Annotated in this window: 15 protein-coding genes, 1 pseudogene and 1 riboswitch; of the genes and pseudogenes, 3 read left to right on the top strand and 13 right to left on the bottom strand. The window is 65.2% G+C overall.

Going from position 1 to position 16,703, the window contains the following annotated elements:
- Positions 1-36: 36 nt before the first annotated feature.
- The 6 genes from ABWL39_RS18195 to gshA all read right to left on the bottom strand — a co-directional run bounded on the left by ABWL39_RS18195 (position 37) and on the right by gshA (position 7,546).
- Positions 37-1,068, bottom strand: coding sequence for an FAD:protein FMN transferase (locus ABWL39_RS18195; RefSeq protein ID WP_367794681.1), 1,032 nt, complete (start codon positions 1,066-1,068; stop codon positions 37-39).
- Complete coding sequence (gene gshB / locus ABWL39_RS18200) at positions 1,065-2,006, bottom strand: glutathione synthase (RefSeq protein ID WP_367794684.1); 942 nt, start codon at positions 2,004-2,006, stop codon at positions 1,065-1,067. Before gshB ends, ABWL39_RS18195 begins: the two co-directional genes overlap by 4 nt.
- A gap of 84 nt (positions 2,007-2,090) precedes the next feature.
- Entirely contained in the window at positions 2,091-3,248 is a 1,158-nt protein-coding gene (locus tag ABWL39_RS18205; protein WP_367794687.1) for a hypothetical protein, read from the bottom strand.
- Between the two features lie 62 nt (positions 3,249-3,310).
- Entirely contained in the window at positions 3,311-5,437 is a 2,127-nt protein-coding gene (locus ABWL39_RS18210; protein ID WP_367794690.1) for a hypothetical protein, read from the bottom strand.
- Between the two features lie 293 nt (positions 5,438-5,730).
- Complete coding sequence (locus ABWL39_RS18215; RefSeq protein ID WP_367794693.1) at positions 5,731-6,195, bottom strand: hypothetical protein; 465 nt, start codon at positions 6,193-6,195, stop codon at positions 5,731-5,733.
- 46 nt (positions 6,196-6,241) lie between these two features.
- Positions 6,242-7,546 carry a glutamate--cysteine ligase gene (gene gshA / locus ABWL39_RS18220; protein WP_367794696.1) on the bottom strand — a complete coding sequence of 435 codons (1,305 nt, stop codon included), beginning with the start codon at positions 7,544-7,546 and terminating at the stop codon, positions 6,242-6,244.
- A 444-nt stretch (positions 7,547-7,990) separates the two neighbouring features.
- Here gshA and ABWL39_RS18225 point away from each other — a divergent pair.
- Positions 7,991-8,126, top strand: a pseudogene (locus tag ABWL39_RS18225) (ethanolamine ammonia-lyase light chain EutC); the annotation flags it as partial.
- A gap of 131 nt (positions 8,127-8,257) precedes the next feature.
- Here the strand turns inward: ABWL39_RS18225 and ABWL39_RS18230 are convergent.
- The 3 genes from ABWL39_RS18230 to ABWL39_RS18240 form a co-directional block, all read right to left on the bottom strand.
- A complete protein-coding gene (locus tag ABWL39_RS18230) occupies positions 8,258-8,839 on the bottom strand; it encodes a TMEM165/GDT1 family protein (protein ID WP_367794699.1) in 582 nt (193 codons plus the stop codon).
- A 24-nt stretch (positions 8,840-8,863) separates the two neighbouring features.
- A riboswitch (yybP-ykoY riboswitch) is annotated at positions 8,864-9,042 on the bottom strand.
- Positions 9,043-9,069: 27 nt separating this feature from the next.
- On the bottom strand, positions 9,070-9,615 hold the full coding sequence (locus tag ABWL39_RS18235) for a DUF523 domain-containing protein (protein ID WP_367794795.1): 546 nt from the start codon (positions 9,613-9,615) through the stop codon (positions 9,070-9,072).
- 23 nt (positions 9,616-9,638) lie between these two features.
- On the bottom strand, positions 9,639-10,784 hold the full coding sequence (locus ABWL39_RS18240; protein ID WP_367794702.1) for a metallophosphoesterase: 1,146 nt from the start codon (positions 10,782-10,784) through the stop codon (positions 9,639-9,641).
- Between the two features lie 198 nt (positions 10,785-10,982).
- On the opposite strand from ABWL39_RS18240, the gene ABWL39_RS18245 reads away from it, so the two are divergent.
- The gene (locus ABWL39_RS18245) at positions 10,983-12,518 is read left to right on the top strand and encodes an ABC transporter substrate-binding protein (protein WP_367794705.1); all 1,536 of its coding nucleotides are present in this window, start codon (positions 10,983-10,985) and stop codon (positions 12,516-12,518) included.
- Positions 12,519-12,529: 11 nt separating this feature from the next.
- Here the strand turns inward: ABWL39_RS18245 and ABWL39_RS18250 are convergent, their stop codons facing one another.
- Positions 12,530-15,034, bottom strand: a complete 2,505-nt coding sequence (locus ABWL39_RS18250; RefSeq protein WP_367794708.1) for a DUF1631 family protein — start codon at positions 15,032-15,034, stop codon at positions 12,530-12,532.
- A gap of 268 nt (positions 15,035-15,302) precedes the next feature.
- On the opposite strand from ABWL39_RS18250, the gene ABWL39_RS18255 reads away from it, so the two are divergent.
- Positions 15,303-15,497, top strand: coding sequence for a hypothetical protein (locus tag ABWL39_RS18255; RefSeq protein WP_367794711.1), 195 nt, complete (start codon positions 15,303-15,305; stop codon positions 15,495-15,497).
- Positions 15,498-15,568: 71 nt separating this feature from the next.
- Here ABWL39_RS18255 and ABWL39_RS18260 read toward each other — a convergent pair whose 3' ends face one another.
- From ABWL39_RS18260 to ABWL39_RS18270, 3 genes are read right to left on the bottom strand one after another with little or no spacing between them, the layout of a single operon-like run.
- The gene (locus ABWL39_RS18260; protein WP_367794714.1) at positions 15,569-15,733 is read right to left on the bottom strand and encodes a hypothetical protein; all 165 of its coding nucleotides are present in this window, start codon (positions 15,731-15,733) and stop codon (positions 15,569-15,571) included.
- Positions 15,730-15,981, bottom strand: a complete 252-nt coding sequence (locus ABWL39_RS18265) for an MAPEG family protein (protein ID WP_367794717.1) — start codon at positions 15,979-15,981, stop codon at positions 15,730-15,732. Before ABWL39_RS18265 ends, ABWL39_RS18260 begins: the two co-directional genes overlap by 4 nt.
- 60 nt (positions 15,982-16,041) lie before the next feature.
- Positions 16,042-16,476, bottom strand: coding sequence for a hypothetical protein (locus ABWL39_RS18270; RefSeq protein ID WP_367794720.1), 435 nt, complete (start codon positions 16,474-16,476; stop codon positions 16,042-16,044).
- Positions 16,477-16,703: the final 227 nt, after the last annotated feature.

The following is a 16,703-nucleotide window of genomic DNA, read 5'->3' on the forward strand; positions in this document are numbered from 1 at the left end:
GCACCCATCGAGGCCCAAGCGTCTGATTTTACGCGTTTACGGTATGGCTTGCACCTCAGGCTTGTCCCCAACCCATGACAAGCGCTTGTTTATACCGGGGGTGGCATATACCTTGCCAGCCATGTCGATCATCAGCACATCGGCCACGTCGAAGCGCTTGGCATACTCCGCCGCCGTCTGCACACCGCCAAACAGCAGCGGTCGCGTCACCGCCTCGGCCAGCAGCCCGGCCTGTGACGCCCTCGGCACCACCACGGTCACCGCCTGCATGCCGCTCACCGGCCAACCGCTGCGCGGGTCGATCAGATCGCTATAGCGTTTTCCGTCGAGCTCGAAGTGGCGCTGGTAGTCGCCAACGGTGACGGCCGTCTCGCCATCCTTCAATTCCAGTGTAGCCATCGCGCCAGCCTTGCGCGGGTGCGGCAGGCTGACAGTCCAGTCGCTACGCCCGTTGCGCCCCAGCGCCAGGCTGTCGCCGCCGATGCTGATCAGCGCGTTGCCGATGTCCTGGCCATGCAGGGTCTGCGCCTCGCGCTCGAGCAGCCAGCCGCGTGCCACGCGGTTGAGGTCGAGCTTCAAGAAAGCATTGTTGCCGAACACCACCTTGTCGCCAATCGACAGCGCCTGCAGCGACGGTGCAGCGGTCAGCAGCCGCTTGATCTCGGCCTCCTCAGGGCGAGCCGCTGTCACCGGGTGTGCATGAAAGCCCCAGAGCTCGGTCAGCCGCCCCTGCGCCAGGTTGAACATGCCATCGGACCACGACTCGTATTTGCGGGCCTCCTTGAGCATCGCCAGCAGGGCCGGGTCGGCCGAGTGCGGTGTCGAGCCCTGCGCCAGGGCGGCATTGAGATCGGCCAGCTCGGATGGCTGCCATGGGTCCCAGCGCTTGCTCAGCCCTTCCAGCTCGGTCAGCACGGCCATCGCAGCCTGCCTTGCGCGGGGTTCCTCCTCACCTGCAATGGCAACACTGACCGTCGTGCCGAAGGCCTGCCCCTGCTGCACCAGCGGCGGCTTCGTACAGGCCGATAAGACCAGCAGCAGCGCAGCCCCCACCCAGTCGCGAGTCATGGCATAGCCCGTTCGAGCGCATCGACGAACATGGCCGCGACGTTGAACCCCGTTTGGTCCATGATCTCGCGGAAACAGGTCGGACTGGTCACGTTGACCTCGGTCAGGTAATCGCCGATCACGTCGAGCCCCACCAGCAGCAGCCCTTCAGCCTTGAGCTGCGGCCCCAGCGCGCGCGCGATGGTCCAGTCACGCTCGGACAAGGGCTGTGCGACGCCCCGCCCACCGGCGGCCAGGTTGCCGCGTGTCTCGCCCTGTTTCGGGATGCGTGCGAGGCAATAAGGCGCCGCCTCGCCGTCGATGATCAGGATGCGCTTGTCGCCATTGACGATATCGGGGATGTAGCGCTGCACCATCACCGTCTGCGCACCTTGCTGCATCTGTGTTTCAAGAATGCTGCCAAGGTTCGGGTCGTCGAGCTTCAGGCGGAAAATGCCCATGCCGCCCATGCCGTCGAGCGGCTTGAGGATCACGTCGCCATGCTCCGCCAGGAACTCGCGCACCTGCTCCGGCTCGCGCGTCACCAGCGTCGGCGTGATGTACTCTGCAAACCGCAGGATGGCCAGTTTCTCGTTGAAATCGCGCAAGGCCTGCGGGTGATTGACGACGCGCGCGCCCTGGCGCTGTGCGGCATCGAGCAGATGCGTGGAATACAGGTACTCCATATCGAACGGCGGGTCCTTGCGCATCAGTACCGCATCGAAATCCGCCAGCGCCCGGACCTCGGTCGCGTCGAGACGATACCAATGCGTGTGGTCGCCAGTCAGATGCAGACGCCGTATGGTCGCCAGCACGCCGCCATCGCGCACGAACAGCTCGTGCTGCTCGAACACATACAGCGCATGCCCACGCCTGGCCGCCTCCTCCATCATGGCAAAGGTGGAGTCCTTATAGATCTTCAGATGATCGAGCGGGTCGAGCAGGATGGCGATGTTCATGGTGAGTTCTCTAGAAAGCAGCGGAATTCGCGCCTTGGCCATCATTGTTTCCGACCAGTAGGGTTAAGGCAAGCAAGGGCGCGGCTACAGCCCCTTGCCTGCCGTATGCACGGCAAGCCCGAGGGCCGACGCGCGAGCCAGATTCAGGTCGCTGGCATAGAGCGACAAGCCCAGGCCGAGCCAGCTCATCTGCATCTGCCAGGCCTTGAAGCGCGTGTCATACGACAACCCCACGGTGGTTCGCTCGTTGACCACGTATGCGCCACCAATCTGAGGAATCCACAGGCCGTCGATATAGCTGAGCTCGGCCAGCGCCCGGTATGCGCCAAACGGTGCAGAGGCGTTGACCAGCCATTTCTCCTTGAGCCGCTGGGTGACCGCCACACGGCTATCCTGCTCGACCAGCGAGGCTGCACCATTTTCGGCACCGACCAGCTTGCCATTGTTATCGTAGGTCACAGCACCAGCCGTCACCGTCTGCGGAATATCTCGCCAGCGGATACGCGCACCGAGATCCGACACCACGGCGTTGATCTTCACGCCCTGCGGCAGCTCCCAACTGATGCCGACATCGGTAGAAAACCCGTCGCCACTGGGGTTACCCTCCCTCACGTAGGGGTTGAACTGATTCGGGTCGCCAGTATTCAGGCCGGAATCCAGCCGCTCCCGAATACCGTAGAAACTGAGTTTGTCAGCCGTTGCCACGTCGGCATGTCCGGCTCCGTGCTCCAGGCGTACCCGGGTTCCGCGCAGATAACTCAGGGCCACGCCGGAGCGAAACTTGCCGAGCCCACCGGCATCGAATGCCATGGCACGCCCCAGACGGACGCCGTTTGCCGCGAAATACTCCATGCGATAGTCGACATCGTAAGTGCTGCCGGGAGTCAACACATCGCCGCGATCGAGCAAGGGTGCCAGCCGAATCACGTCGTCGTTGCCTTGTGCCAGCGCATCGCGCCGATGAAAGACACCAAGGCGCCAGCCTTTTGCGTCACCCGCCAGCTCGAGCTTGGTCTGAAACAACGCGAAATTGTTTCCCTGGCAGCAGCGCACATGGTCGGACCAGCTCTTGCTGGCTTTCATGACATCGATCGGGTCGTTGGCACCGTAAAGCTCGAAATCGAGACGGCTCGTAGCAACCGTCGCAATCTCGGCAGGGTTGGAAATGGCCAGTGGGCTGGCCATGGCGGCCGACTGGATGGCAAACATCACGGCGAGCACGAGGGAATGGCGGCGGGGCATCGCATACTCCAAAAAAAGAAGCCGGCAAAGCCGGCTTCTTTAACATCAAACAGCCTGTGGCATCAACCCAGCGATTCGCTGCTGCCGTCGACGAAGTTCGCTCGACCGCCGATGATGGTACCAACCGCGTTGTCACCAACCTTGACCGTGCCCTTGTACTGGCCAGTGGTCTTGTCGAACTCGACCGTCACCACGACACCGTCGGTATTCGACAGGTTTGCCACGCCGGCAAGCTCACCGGAGGTCGTCGCGGCATCGACCGTGATCGTGCGGCCATGGAAGGTATGCTTCAACGAGTAAGCCACGTTGGTCGGTGTAGCCGCATCACGCTTCGCGCCGAGGATTACGGTGACATCGTTTTCTGCAAGCGCCCCATGTACGACTGCCTTCAGCGAAGCCGCGCCGAACGGGCCGTTGGCGTCTTCGCCGGCCATCGTCACGTTGGCGGTCACGTCCGCGACTGGACCCACAGCATTGGAGACCGAGCCGGTGAACTTGCCGGTGACAGGCATAACCGACAGATCACCCACGTCGAGCGTGCCGGACACGGTGTAGGCGTTGCCACCAACCGCTGCCACCAGGTTCAGCGAGCCATACGGCGTGCCGTCATTGGCTGGGAAGTAGACGACGCTGCCGTCACCAATCTGGAGCGAGCTCGCCACACCATTCAGCGTGGTTGTCGCGGTGCCTTTCAGTGTCAACGTTTCCCTGTTGGCATCGCTGCTCAGCGTGCCGGAGACATCGAGGCTGGTCTTGTTGTCGGTCGAACCGAAGCCGAACGGCATGTCGCCCTTGGCTACCACGCCGACAGCCCTGCCACTACCGTCATAGGTCACGGTCGCGGTGCCATCGATATCGGCCAGAAAGGTAACCTTGGTTGCAGTCGTCGCACTCGGGCTGGCAAACGTCTTCTTGAATGCATCCCACTGATAGGCGCCGCTACCGGTTGCATGCAAGGTAAACGCAAAGGCGGAGTTGACGGTTGCGCCATCGACCTGGCGATCATTACGTCCGTAGGTACACGTTACATTACCCGCAGGGGTAGTTGCATCGGCAGTGCATTTACCCCCCACGCCACCCGCCGAGGTCTGCAACACATACTGGCCATTTACTGCAGCCGGCGCTCGGCCAGCCGCGATATCGGAGGCGAACTCGATGCCCTTGGCCAGCCACTGATAGTGTTCGGCAGCGAGCGAGCCGTTATTCGATGCGACAGTAACTGCCTCCTGCACACCGCGCGATACCCCCAGCAGACGATCCTGGGCAATCAGCGCCGATACGCGCACATCGCTCAGCATCTGCTTGGCCTTGGCCAGATCGCTGACCTGGGTCGGCGTAACCGGTGTCGGCTTGACGATGATGACGTAGGTGTCGGCTTTCAGGCGTTCCTTGGTGGCATCATCGGCATATTTCTCGGCAGCCGCGATCAGGGCGGTGTTGATATTGGCGACGAACGCCCCCGAATCGAATGCGGTGACGGCACTGCCATCCGTCCCCTTGCCATCGAGCACGCCGTCGGCCAGATCCTTGGCCAGATCTTTGGCGATCTCGAACGCCTTCTTGCCGCTGTTGCCGTTGCCAGCCAGAGCTGCGAGCACCAGCGCATATTTGTCCTTGGGGTCGTCCTTGAGGTCCTTGACCGACGCATCCACCAGGCGCGGCGGCACCAGCACGTCAGCCACGCCGAACACCTGCGCGATCAGTGCGTTTGCTTCCTTGATCTTGGTCGCCACCTGATCGGCGGTCAGCGAGCCGAGCTGGCTACGGACGCGCTTGGCCGAGGCATCGGTAAGTGGCGTGACGGCAATCGATTTGCTCGTGGCATCAGGCACCACGGCCTCGATCGATTCACCCGCGGGGAAATCGACGTCGGTGCCAGCGGCTTCGTCGTAGTATTTGACACCAGCCCCACCCACCACCTTGACGATAAAGGCGCCGCTATAGCTGCCCAGGTCGACAGTGGCCGTGCCGTCGGCACCAATCGTGCCAGTACCGATCACCTTGTCGCTCATGTCGTGAATTTCGATACGGGTGTTGGCTGAGAATTTGCCAAGGGACGGTGCGACCGTGACCTGATTGGTTTGTGCGGCCGGCGAATCACTACCGCCGCCACCGCCGCCACAGGCGGCAAGAGCAAGCAGGACCAGCGGGGCAAGTGCGCGCAGGCGGAAACTGGGAGAAGCAAACATTGAACCTCCGAACCTTGTTGTTGTGTGAGGGGTGCCCGGGAATCCGGGCCGGATACGGCGAGCGTTACATCAGAATCAAGTATATAAGGTTTACATTATTTACAAATCTATATTTTCCTTACATCCGTTCGTGGATCATTTAAAAAAAGTAACGGCAGAGGGAGAAAAGTGGCGCCTTGCTTGCCAGGGCGACAAGGGTTGACGGGCGCACAACGAGGCAGGCAGCCCCGTTCAGGCGAACTGGCGCGGCAACGGGCACCCAGGGCGGGCGGCCAATCGTCTCGATTGCAGCGCTATGGCTGGGTTGCCGGCAAAGATCGTTTGAGGACTTCGTAACAATCATCGACATGGGCGTTGCCGATCATGCGCATGGCACCGAAGCTGATCGATGCCGCAACGGCCTGGCCGAGCAGCGGTACGAACTTCAGCGCTGACTTGCCGGCCAGGCGCACGCCCATGCGGCTCAGGGCGCGCATGATCAGCTGCCGCGTGACGACCTTGCCGATCATCTCGCTGCCGATGCTGGTGATGGCCACCAGCATGATCTTCTTGAGTTGTGGATCGAGCGTGTCGATCTGCTCGGGGGTCAGGCCGAATTTGCGGTTGATGGCCGGGATCATTTCCAGCAGCAACGCGGCATCAGCGCCGATGTCGATGCCCAGCAAGGGGACGACCGCGGCGCCAGCCGACAGGCCGGCGCGCCGCGTGACCATAGCGCGGCACTCGGCACGCAGCGCTTCGAGCTGTTCGAGCGTCATTGGCCGCGACCCTGCGCTGTGCTGGTGGCCAGCTGGGGTGCCCGCGTCACACGGCCACCCGGTAGGCTTCTTCTTCGGCCGGAGCCGTCTGTTCGAGCTCGAGGCTCGCGGCGAGCAGCGCCAGACGGGCGACCACGCCATAGCTGTAGAAGCGGTTGGGCAGACAGTCCGGGTCGGCGCCACAGTCGGGCAGGCTGCAGGGGGCCTCGAACGACAGCGGTTCAAAATGCATGCCGGGCGCGTTGAGGTTCTCGTCGACGCCGCGGCCGGTGTGCACGCGGTAGAAGCCGCCAACGACAAAGCGGTCGACCATGTAGACCACCGGCTCGGCCACCGCGTCGTTGATGCTCTCGAAGGTGTGCACGCCTTCCTGCACGATGACCTCGTGCACCTCCTGGCCCTCCTTGATCACGCTCATCTTGTTGCGCTGCTTGCGGTTGAGGCCGATCACCTCGTCCGGGCTCTTCACGCTCATCACGCCCATGCCATAGGTGCCGGCGTTGGCCTTGACGATGACGTAGGGCTGTTCGGTGATGCCGTATTCCTTGTACTTCTCGGCGATGCGGTCGAGCAGCAGTTCCACCTTGGCGGCGAGGCATTCCTCGCCCTTGCGCTCATGGAAGTCGATGCCTTCGCAGCGGTCAAAGTAGGGGTTGATCAGCCATGGGTCGATGCCGATCAGCTTGGCGAAGTCGTCGGCCACTTCGTCGTAGGCGGCGAAATGGTGGGTCTTCTTGCGCGTGGACCAGCCCGCATGCAGCGGCGGCAGCAGGTTCTGTTCGATGCCTTCGAGCAGCGGCGGGATGCCGGCCGACAGGTCATTGTTGAGCAGCACCACACAGGGATTGAAATCGGGCAGCGTGACGCGGTTGCCGCTGCGCTTCACCGGCTCCAGCAGCAGCGTGTCGCCATTGGCCGTGGTGACCTCGGTCGGCGCGGTGATCTCGGGCGAGATGCTGCCCAGGCGCACGTTGAGGCCGGCCTGCTTGAGGATGTACTGGATGGTCGCGACGTTTTGCAGGTAGAAGGTGTTGCGCGTGTGATTCTCGGGGATCAGCAACAGGCTGCGCGCATCGGGGCAGACCTTTTCCAGCGCCGACTGCACCGCCTGCACGCACAGCGGCATGAAATCGCGGTTGAGGTTGTTGAAGCCCCCCGGAAACAGATTCATATCCACCGGCGCCAGCTTGAAGCCGGCATTGCGCAGGTCCACCGAGCCATAGAACGGCGGCGAATGCTCCAGCCACTGGGTGCGGAACCAATGCTCGATCTGCGGCATGGCACTGAGAATGCGGCGCTCGAGTTCGAGTATCGGGCCTTTTTGGGCGGTGGTCAGGTAGGGGACGTTCATGGGGCAGCCTCATGGGTGAATGCGGTTGGGCTCATGGCCTGGCGCCGTCTGGGAAGGGTTTGATTGTAGCCAATCGGGATGAAGTGGGTATGGCACAGCCGAATTCAAGATGCAGCAGTACAGTTGCCCATCCCGGCGAGGCCCCGGCGCCGCATGGGGAAGCGAGACGCTCGTACCGGCAAGCCCGATCGAGCGGCATGACGATCTCCTCTTCCTGTAGCAGCCGCCGTGCCGTCAAAGCCGTCAGCCGGACCTCAGCACGGCCCGGCAGCCCGCGCCAGCCTTGCCACGCATGGCAGGTACCGCTAGCCGTTCAGTCCGCACAGTGTTGCAGACTCGCTTCGGCAAGACAACCGCATCCAGTCTGACAACCTGTGCCGCAGGAAGGTTTCTTGTTATGCATTGCATCAACGGCGGGCGGCGGGCCTGATCGAGGCGCGGCTACGCCTACAAGCGGTCCGCAGCGTGGTGATGCCGATCGGCGAGCGGCCGGGGCTGTCGTCGCGACCTGCGCTGGCAGCCACGCGTCGGCCGCAGCGATGCCGAGCGCAACGGGATCTCCAATATGCGCCCCGGTGGCCGGGGCTAGCGCGACGCCGAGCGCAAACCGTGCAGGCTGCCGCAAGCGGCGCGCGGCCTGACTGGCGTCAGGTTCAAGGATGAGAGCGACCGGCTGCCCGCGCCCGACGGCACGGCAGCCGGCCAGCCGCGTCAGCCGCCAAACAGCGAGGCATCGACGCCAAACAGCACCACCAGGCCAAGCAGCGCGAACAGCAGTGCCGCAATGCCGTGCACCAGTTTCAGCGGCAGCTTTTTCGACATGGCATCACCGATGAATACGGCCGGCACGTCGGCAAGCAGCATGCCCAGCGTGGTGCCAGACACCACCGGGATCAGCGATTGGAACTTGGCCGCCAGCGCCACCGTGGCGATCTGCGTCTTGTCGCCCATTTCCGCGAGGAAGAAGGCCAGCACGGTCGCGCCGAACACGCCCAGGCTATCGTTGAACCTGGCCTCGTCGTCATCGAGCTTGTCCGGGACCATGATCCACGCGGCCATGGCGATGAACGACACGCCGAGCACCCAGCGCATGGCCTGCGGGCCGAGCCAGTGCGCGACCAGCGTGCCCGCCCAGCCGGCAAGGAAATGGTTGACGACGGTTGCGACGAAAATACCGGCGATGATCGGCACCGGCTTGCGGAAACGCGCCGCCAGCAGGAGTGCCAACAGCTGGGTCTTGTCGCCGATTTCACCGAGCGCCACGACGCCGGTGGAGATCAGAAATGCTTCCATGGGATTCCTTACGGGGCCGTACAAAACGCTTCAACCCAATACCACCGCGGCCCCATGCCGGCGGGTATCGAGTCGAAGGTCTTGCCAGGTGCCGGCAGATGAAGGATCTGCTGGTCGCCGCCGGCGCCATGGTCAGGAGACCAAGTGTGTTGACGCGGGCTTCCGTCGCATTCGCGGAACGGCTACTCCCCTAGGACGGGGCGGACTGTATCACGGCAACGCGGCCACGATCAACCGCGTTCGAGCCGTCGAAGCAGGGCATCGGCCTGCTCCAGCTCGTCCTCGTTGAACACGGCCACACCATGCTCGGCCAGCAGCGCGGCGGTGACGCCCATGCCGTCGATTCTGGTGGCGCTGAAGCTGCCGTCGTAGATCTGCGCATTGCCGCAGGACGGGCTGCGCGCCTTGAGCACGGCGATGCGGATGCCATGGCTGCGCACCAGCGCCAGCGCGGCTTGCGCGCCGGCCTGGAAGGCCCGGCTGACGTCGTCCCCGGCGGTGGTCATGACACGGGCCTGGCCAAGCCAGACACGACGGCCATCGCCACCGCTGATCTCGGCCGCTGGGCGCGGCGTGGGCAGGCCGCCGGCGACCTCGGGGCACACCGGCACCACGCGGCCTTCGCCGAGCCATTGCGCCAGGATCGGCGCGACGGCGCCGCACGGAATCGCGTTGTAGCGCACATTGGCGCCGAGCAGGCAGGCGCTGACGAGTATCTTGCCGGGCGCGCCCATGCCCGGTGCCGGGTTGCTGTCGGATGGATCCGTGCCAGCCATCATCGCTGGCTCGCCCGGCCCGCTCAATCGGCCGCCGGCACGAGGCGCAGCCGCGTGATCTCGGATGGCGCACCGAAGCGCTTGGGCGGCCCCCAGTAGCCGGTGCCGCGGCTGACATAGACCCACAGCGCCTGCAGCCGGTGCAGGCCGGCCGTGAATGGCTGCTGCAGCGGGACAAACAGGTTCCATGGCAGGAACTGGCCACCGTGCGTGTGGCCGGACAATTGCAGATCGAAGCCGGCCTGGGCGGCGGCGCTGGCGCTGCGTGGCTGGTGTGCGAGCAGCAGCTTGACGGCTACATCGGCCGGCGCGCCGGCCAGGGCGGCCTGCGGGTCGCTGCGGTGGCTGGGATCAAACTGGTGGGCGGAGTAGTCGGTGACGCCGGCGACGACGAGCGATGCGCCCCCGTGCTCGACCACCACGTGCTCGTTCATCAACACGGTGAGGCCCAGCCGGCGCAGCTCGGCGATCCACGCGTGAGCACCAGAATAGTACTCGTGGTTGCCGGTGACAAAATAGCTGCCATGGCGCGCCACGAGCCGTTCGAGTGGCGCGGTGTGGCTGGCCAGCTGGGGTACGCTGCCGTCGACGAGGTCACCGGTGACGGCGATCAGGTCGGCATCGAGCGCGTTCACGGCATCGACGATCTGCTCCAGGTAGCGGCGCTTGATCGTCGGGCCGACGTGGATATCGCTGATCTGCGCGATGGTGAAGCCGTTCAGTGCCTCGGGCAGGCCGCGCAGCGGCACGTCGACGTCTTTGACGCGGGCGCGGCGGCGCGCATTGACGAGGCCCACCAGCGTGATCAGCGCGGCCAGCAGCAGCACCGCCTCGGCACTCGGGGTAAGCAGGCGCGGCAGCATTGCCGGGAGCAGTGCCGATACGGCCAACAGGCTGAGGTCGCGCAGCACCGTCAGCACCAGCAGCGACGAGAACAGTCCCATCGCCAGCAGCCCGGCCCAGGCCAGCCGGTCTGACAGCGGCTGACGATGGATGGCGCGCGACAGCAAGCCAAGCGGCATCAGCAGTGTGGACAGCACCAGCCCGGCGATGCCGGCGATATGGCCGGTCGTGCCGAACGGCAGGTCGGGCAGGATCTGCCAGCCGATATAGGCGTGCAGCAAGGCGATCAGGCTGGTCGCGATGACCAGGAAACTACGCGGGGGCATGCTTCTCTCCGTGGGCGGGGGTGGCGACGCCTGTATGCGTCGGCGCAATCTGGCTGAGATGGGTTTTGTCGGACGCAATTCAAGCCCCAACCCATTCGTTTGAGCAGGTCTGCGTGACAAAAAATCCGGGCTATGCTTCAGATAGATAATATATTTTTTGCTGATCATCCCATGCCGGCCGACAATGGCGGACATGGGATGGCCGAAGCCGATTGGAAGCAGATGAACGAGGACCCGCGCCCCACCCTGCAGGCGGTGGCCGATGCCGCCCGCAGCTATCGACAAGGGCAGCTGAGCCGGCGCCGCTTCCTGCAGCTGTGTGCCGCCGCAGGCCTCGGGATGGGCGGCCTGCTCACGGCCTGCCGGCGAGAGGCCCCGGTGCTGAGCGGCAAGGCCATCGCGGCCACCGTCGGGCCGCAATCGGCAGTCACCTCGGGCAGCGACCAGAAAGCCTTCCTGCGCGATGTCGGGCGCAGCATGCAGGGCACCACCCTGCACGTAGTGAGCGAGGACACTCCGCCGTGCAAGGTCATCAGGGGCTTGATGCTGCAGGAGTTCGAGCCGCTCACCGGCATCCACGTGGAATGGGAGCTGCATTCGCTGGGCGAGGTGCTGAGCCGCGTCACCACTGATGTCGCGCAAGGCAGCGGCCATTACGACATTTACTATTGCGACCACTCCTGGCTCGGGCTGCTGCATGGCGAGGCGGCCGACCCGCACGAGCTGCTGGGCCGGGCCGACCTCGCCTACCCCGACTACCGCTTCGACGACATCCTGGCGCCGCTGGTGGAGCATACGGCATCGTACCGCAAGCAGCTGGTGGGCATTCCGTTCGACATCCCGATCCTGATCATGATGTACCGCAAGGACGTGCTGCATGAGTTCGGGCTCAAACCGCCACGCACGCTGGCCGACTACCTCACGGCCATCCGCACCATTCATCGCGCCAAGGCTCCCGCGCTGTACGGCACTACCGGACAATGGAAATCAGGGCATTACGCGCTCGAATGCGAAATGACCGCCTGGCTGTGGGCGCATGGCGGCTCGCTGTTCGGCGCCGACAAGCAGCCCACGCTCGGCGACGAGCGCGCGGAAGCGGCGCTGGCCTATATGCTGGAGCTCGGCAACTACATGCCCAAGGCCGTGTCGCGCTGGGATTGGCAAGGTCAGGCGCAGAGTTTCCGCCAGGGGCTGGCCGGCCTGTACCTGGGCTGGAGCGAATACTTTCCGAGCTTCGATGACCCCAAGCTGTCGAAGATCGTCGGCCTGGCCGAGGCCGCCGCACCGCCGCGTGAGCTGTCGTTGCGGCAGCCGGATCAGTGCGGTTTTGACGAGGCACCCGGCATCAGCCACCAGGGCGGCAGCTGCATGATGCTGTCGCGCCGCAGCAGGCATGTCGATGCCGCCTGGATATTCCTGCAGTGGGCTACCAGCGCCGACGTCACCGCGCGCGCCAGCCTGCTCGGCGGCGGGGCCACGCCGACGCGGCGCAGCAGTTTCGACGACCCGCGCATCAGGCAGCTGGGCGACGGCCTGACCAACCCGCTTCGCCATTTCCCGGTCACGCTGGATGCCATCGAGCACCGCATGGGCACTGAGCCGCATTTCGCCAACTGGCCGCAGCTGTCGCTCGAACTGGCGGTCGAGCTGGGACGCATGACCACCGGCCAGCAAACCCTCAGGCAGACCCTGCAAGGCATGGACGTGGCCGCCCGGCGGGCAGTCAAGGTCTGACGGCCGCAGGCTCAGCCAGGCTTGAGAACCGCCGCGCCGCTGTCCAACCGGTCGGCCGACTGCAGCAACGATGCGATCGCGCGTTCGAACAGCGGCGCCGCCTCGAGAAAACGCGCGCGGCCGCTCGCCAGCAGGCGCTGGAACATGCGCACACTGACGACGGCAGGAGGGCTTTGGCTGTCGACGCTGAGCACCAGGTTCGAGGCATTCTGGCTGACCCAGTGAAGGCGAGCGATATTGGGGTTGCCATCGAGGTTGAGCTCGATCGCGATGCCGCTCTTGAGCCGCGCCAGCACCTCGTCATCGCGCTCTGGCGGCGCCTCGCCAGCGGCCAGCGCGGCCGGGCTGGCGGCAACGGCAGGGGGCTCGTCGAGCAGCGCCTGAAACTTGCGGTCGATGACTTCGAGCTCGCCCTCGAGTTCGCCCAGCGCCTCGTCGAGCAGCTTGGGGTCGACCTCGACCACCGCTTGCGGTGCATCCTCCTTGGCGTCGCCATCGACAAACCGTGCAAAGCGGGCATGGATATCGGCCAGCGAGGGCACGATGCCCGCTACCTGGGTGATGTGCAGCGCATGCTGGTGGCTCTCCACCAGCCAGTCCATCAGCGGCTTCTGCTGGGCCTCGCTCCAGCCGATGCGGGCCAGCCCCTCGCGCAGCCCGGTGAGCATCGGCAGCAGCAGCACGACCAGCTGCTTGCGGTCCTGCTCCGCCACCTTGGGGACGATGCTCCAAATCAGGTCCGGCACCAGCAGACGATAGCGCCTGGCGCGCACGGCATCGTCGCGTTCGGCGAATTCGATCGCACGCGCCCAGGAGTTGACCAGGAAGCCATGCAGCTGGTCGTCGATGGTCAGGCCCGAGAGCGCCTCTGCCAGCATCGCCGTGATGCGCGCGAAGCGCAGCGTGCGGCTCTCGGCGTGGCTCATCGCCGTCACCGCGCGCCCTACGCGCTCGTCGCGCGCCAGCAGTTCGCTGGCGATGAAGGCATCGAGCTCATCCAGCATACGTTCGAACGGCGCCAGCCCCTCGCGCTCGTCGGCCAGCAGGGCCTCGACGATGCGGCAGATCTCGGCGGTCATGCGCTCGCCGCTCGGGTCCACCTGCTGCAGGCCGAGCGAGATCGAGCCGATGCGGTTGACCAGCAGGCGCGCCGGATGGTGTTTCTGGGTGAACAGCGCGGGGTCCTGCAGCGCCGTCTTCAACACCAGTATCTGCAGGCGCCCCAGCTGGGCCCGCACCTCGGCCGGCACCTGGCTGTCGCGCAAGATGAACTCGAACAGCATGGCGACGACATCGATGATCATCTGCTGGTTGACGTCGTCCGACGCCTCGCGCAGCGCCGAGCGCTGCTCCATCACCAGGTTGCGCACGGCACCGCTGTCGTCGACCCAGGGCTCGCCATCATCGAGCACCGCCTGCTGCAGGCTGGCCAACGAGCCCGCCAATGGGGCGCTGACCGTGGCCGTCGGCAGGCCCTCAGGGCCGGATGCGGCTGCCTCCGCGGCACCCACTGCCGCGCCGCCGCCCGAAAACAGCCGGCGCAACACGTTGCCGACGATGGGCGCGCCGGCCAGCCAGCCCGGCTTGTCGCTGCGCGGCGCCACGGCGTCCCTGGGCTGGGAGGCCGGCAGCAGCGCCATGCCCTCCTCGCCGTCCCTGGCCACCATCACGGCATCCGCACCGAGCAGATCCTGGGCCGAGGCCTGCTGCACCCACTTGAGCAGCGCATCTTCCTGGCTGGCAGCCGGCGCCAGCGCGCTCACGGCATAAGCCGGCATGGCGGCGGCCGCTTGCGGCAGCAGTGGCTGCACGTCGCCGGAGGCGCCCATGTCCGCCGCTGGCAGGATGGACGAGGCCGCATGGTGCGGAAACTTGCGTATCTTCAACATCAGCTCGGCCGCGATGCCATGCCGGGCGAGCAAGGCATTGAGGACTTCGTAAATGCCGGCGATCTCGCTCCTGAGCTCCTCGACCAGTTGATCGATGAGCCGCGAGGCCACGTCCTCAGCCTGTTTCAGCTGCTCGACGGCGGTGACGATGCAGCGCGAAAACAGATAGGGGCGGAACGGGTTTTCGCGCTCCTTGATGTTGTCCTGCTCGAACAGCAGGGCGATGCGGATGTTCAGGTCGCGCAGCGGCTCTTCGGCCTCGTCCCGCAAGAGCCGCGTGAAGGCTTCGATGCGCAGCTCGTCGTCAACCGCCTGGGTGTCGATCAGCGACAGCCCGCTCAACCCGCCGACGGACGAGAACGATGGGCGGAAGGTGCTGTAGGCGGTCTGGAAGCTCCGGTTGATCAACTGCTCCATGGTGCTGCACAGGTGCTGCTGCAGCGCCGCCTCGTGGCCGGACAGCACCACCCGCGCATCCATCAGTTGCCGGCTTTCCTGCGATGAGCGCGCCACCTCGGCCTTGCTGAACAGGTGATCGAAGGCGCCGCGCAGCATCTTGCTCTGCGCATCGTGGAAGGCCTGCAAGAAAGCGGCCCGGGTCAGGGCCAACAAGTCGTTTCGGTCCATGCGAGTCTCGTCGGGTCGCGCCGCGCTGTCGGGGTACGGCGCATCAGTCAGCACTATAGTCTTTATAAAGCATATAGCGAGCCAGTGCCGGCCCGGCAGCGGCATACCGCCCGTACTTGATCCGGCTCAACTGGTGCTACGCTGGCGCCATTCCTCCCCACCTGCGACGCTTCGCCCCCCGTTTTCCGCAATTCGTCGCAAACCGCAAGCCACGCGGCCGCGTGCTCCGTAATCTGGCTCCATCGAAATCAGACACGGGAGCCAAGAAATGAACAGCCTGATCACCAAGACCCTGATCGCCGCCAGCCTGACCGCGGTCCTGTTGCTGCCGCTGTGCGCGGCAGTCCAGACCAGCATGACGCAGCTGGCCAGCAATCTCGGCGACAGCACCGCCCTCGCCCATGCCCCGGCGCAGGCCAGCAGCCTGGCCATGAGCGACAAGCCGGCCGAGCAGGGGAGCTGAGCGGCGCACTCAGCCGCCCGCCACGCGGCGCTATGAGCGGCCTTGCGCCACCCTGGCCCAGGCAAGCTGCGTCACGCCCAGCCCAGCAGGCGCACCGCCATCCACGCAATGAGCGCGAACTGCGTGAGGAAAGCCGCAAAACGCAGCCAGATCAGCTGCGGACGGACCTGCAGCAGATGGATCGTCGACTGCGCGATGCGCGCATAGAGCACCCACGGCGCCAGGGCATCGGTCACGCCGATGCGCCCGTGACGGCCGCGGTCAGCGCCACCACCGCGAACAGCGGCAGGGTCTCCAGGCTGTTCATGTGCGCGCGCAGCAGCCGCCGATACCAGATCGGCCCCCCGTGCGGCTGGTCGGCCGGGAAGGCATCGATGCGCTTGCCGCCGAACATGACCTGCATGCCGCGCCAATTGATCACCACGAACAGCAACAGCATCGTCCATAGCACATAACCCAGCAGGGCCACCAAGGTCGCCGACATCGTTGTCTCCTCCTCTTATGGAATAAGGAGGAGCAGTCTAGCGAAGCTGATGACCGCCGGTCAATTTGACGCGGCACAGCGCGTGAATAAGCACCACAGCACCAGCCAACGCCCCAGCGCCAGCAGCAGGCAGCCCAGGGGCAGCGCAGTCAGCCCGTGCGTCGCCGCGGTCATGACCCCGGCCACGGTGCCGATGCCGGGCAGCGGTTGCGGATAGGCCTGCAGCATGGCGAAGATGCCGCCGTCTTCGAGCAGATCCGCCATCGCGATGGCGAGCGGCAACAGGCCCAGCCGGCGCCACGGGCTGCGGTCGCGCGTCTGCACCACCAGCAGCCGGCTCAGGAGCATCGACAGGCCAAGCCCGTAAGCGAGCATAAACAGCAGATCCGCGCCGAGAAAGTGCAGATAGAGCGCCCGGCCGCTCTCGCCAAAGTGCTGCAGGCTGGCGTAGGCGGTATCGGCGCTATAGAAGGGGCGCAGGGTCCAGTAGGCCATCGCCGCCACTGAGCTGGCGCAGCATGAGGTTGGAGACCGGGCCGTGGGACACGGTTGAATGCCCAGAAACCCAGCGCACAGATCACCAGCAGCACCGTCAACAATAGACGCGTGGCGTGTGTCAGCAAGCGCTGCTGCAAGGCTGCGAGCAACGGCTCTCCTCAATGGGCGGGACATGATCGCCAGCGCGGGGTGCCAGCCCGAGCGCCGTCAGGCTGCCACTCCGC

The organism is Chitinivorax sp. PXF-14 (assembly GCF_040812015.1).
Lineage (GTDB): Bacteria > Pseudomonadota > Gammaproteobacteria > Burkholderiales > SCOH01 > JBFNXJ01.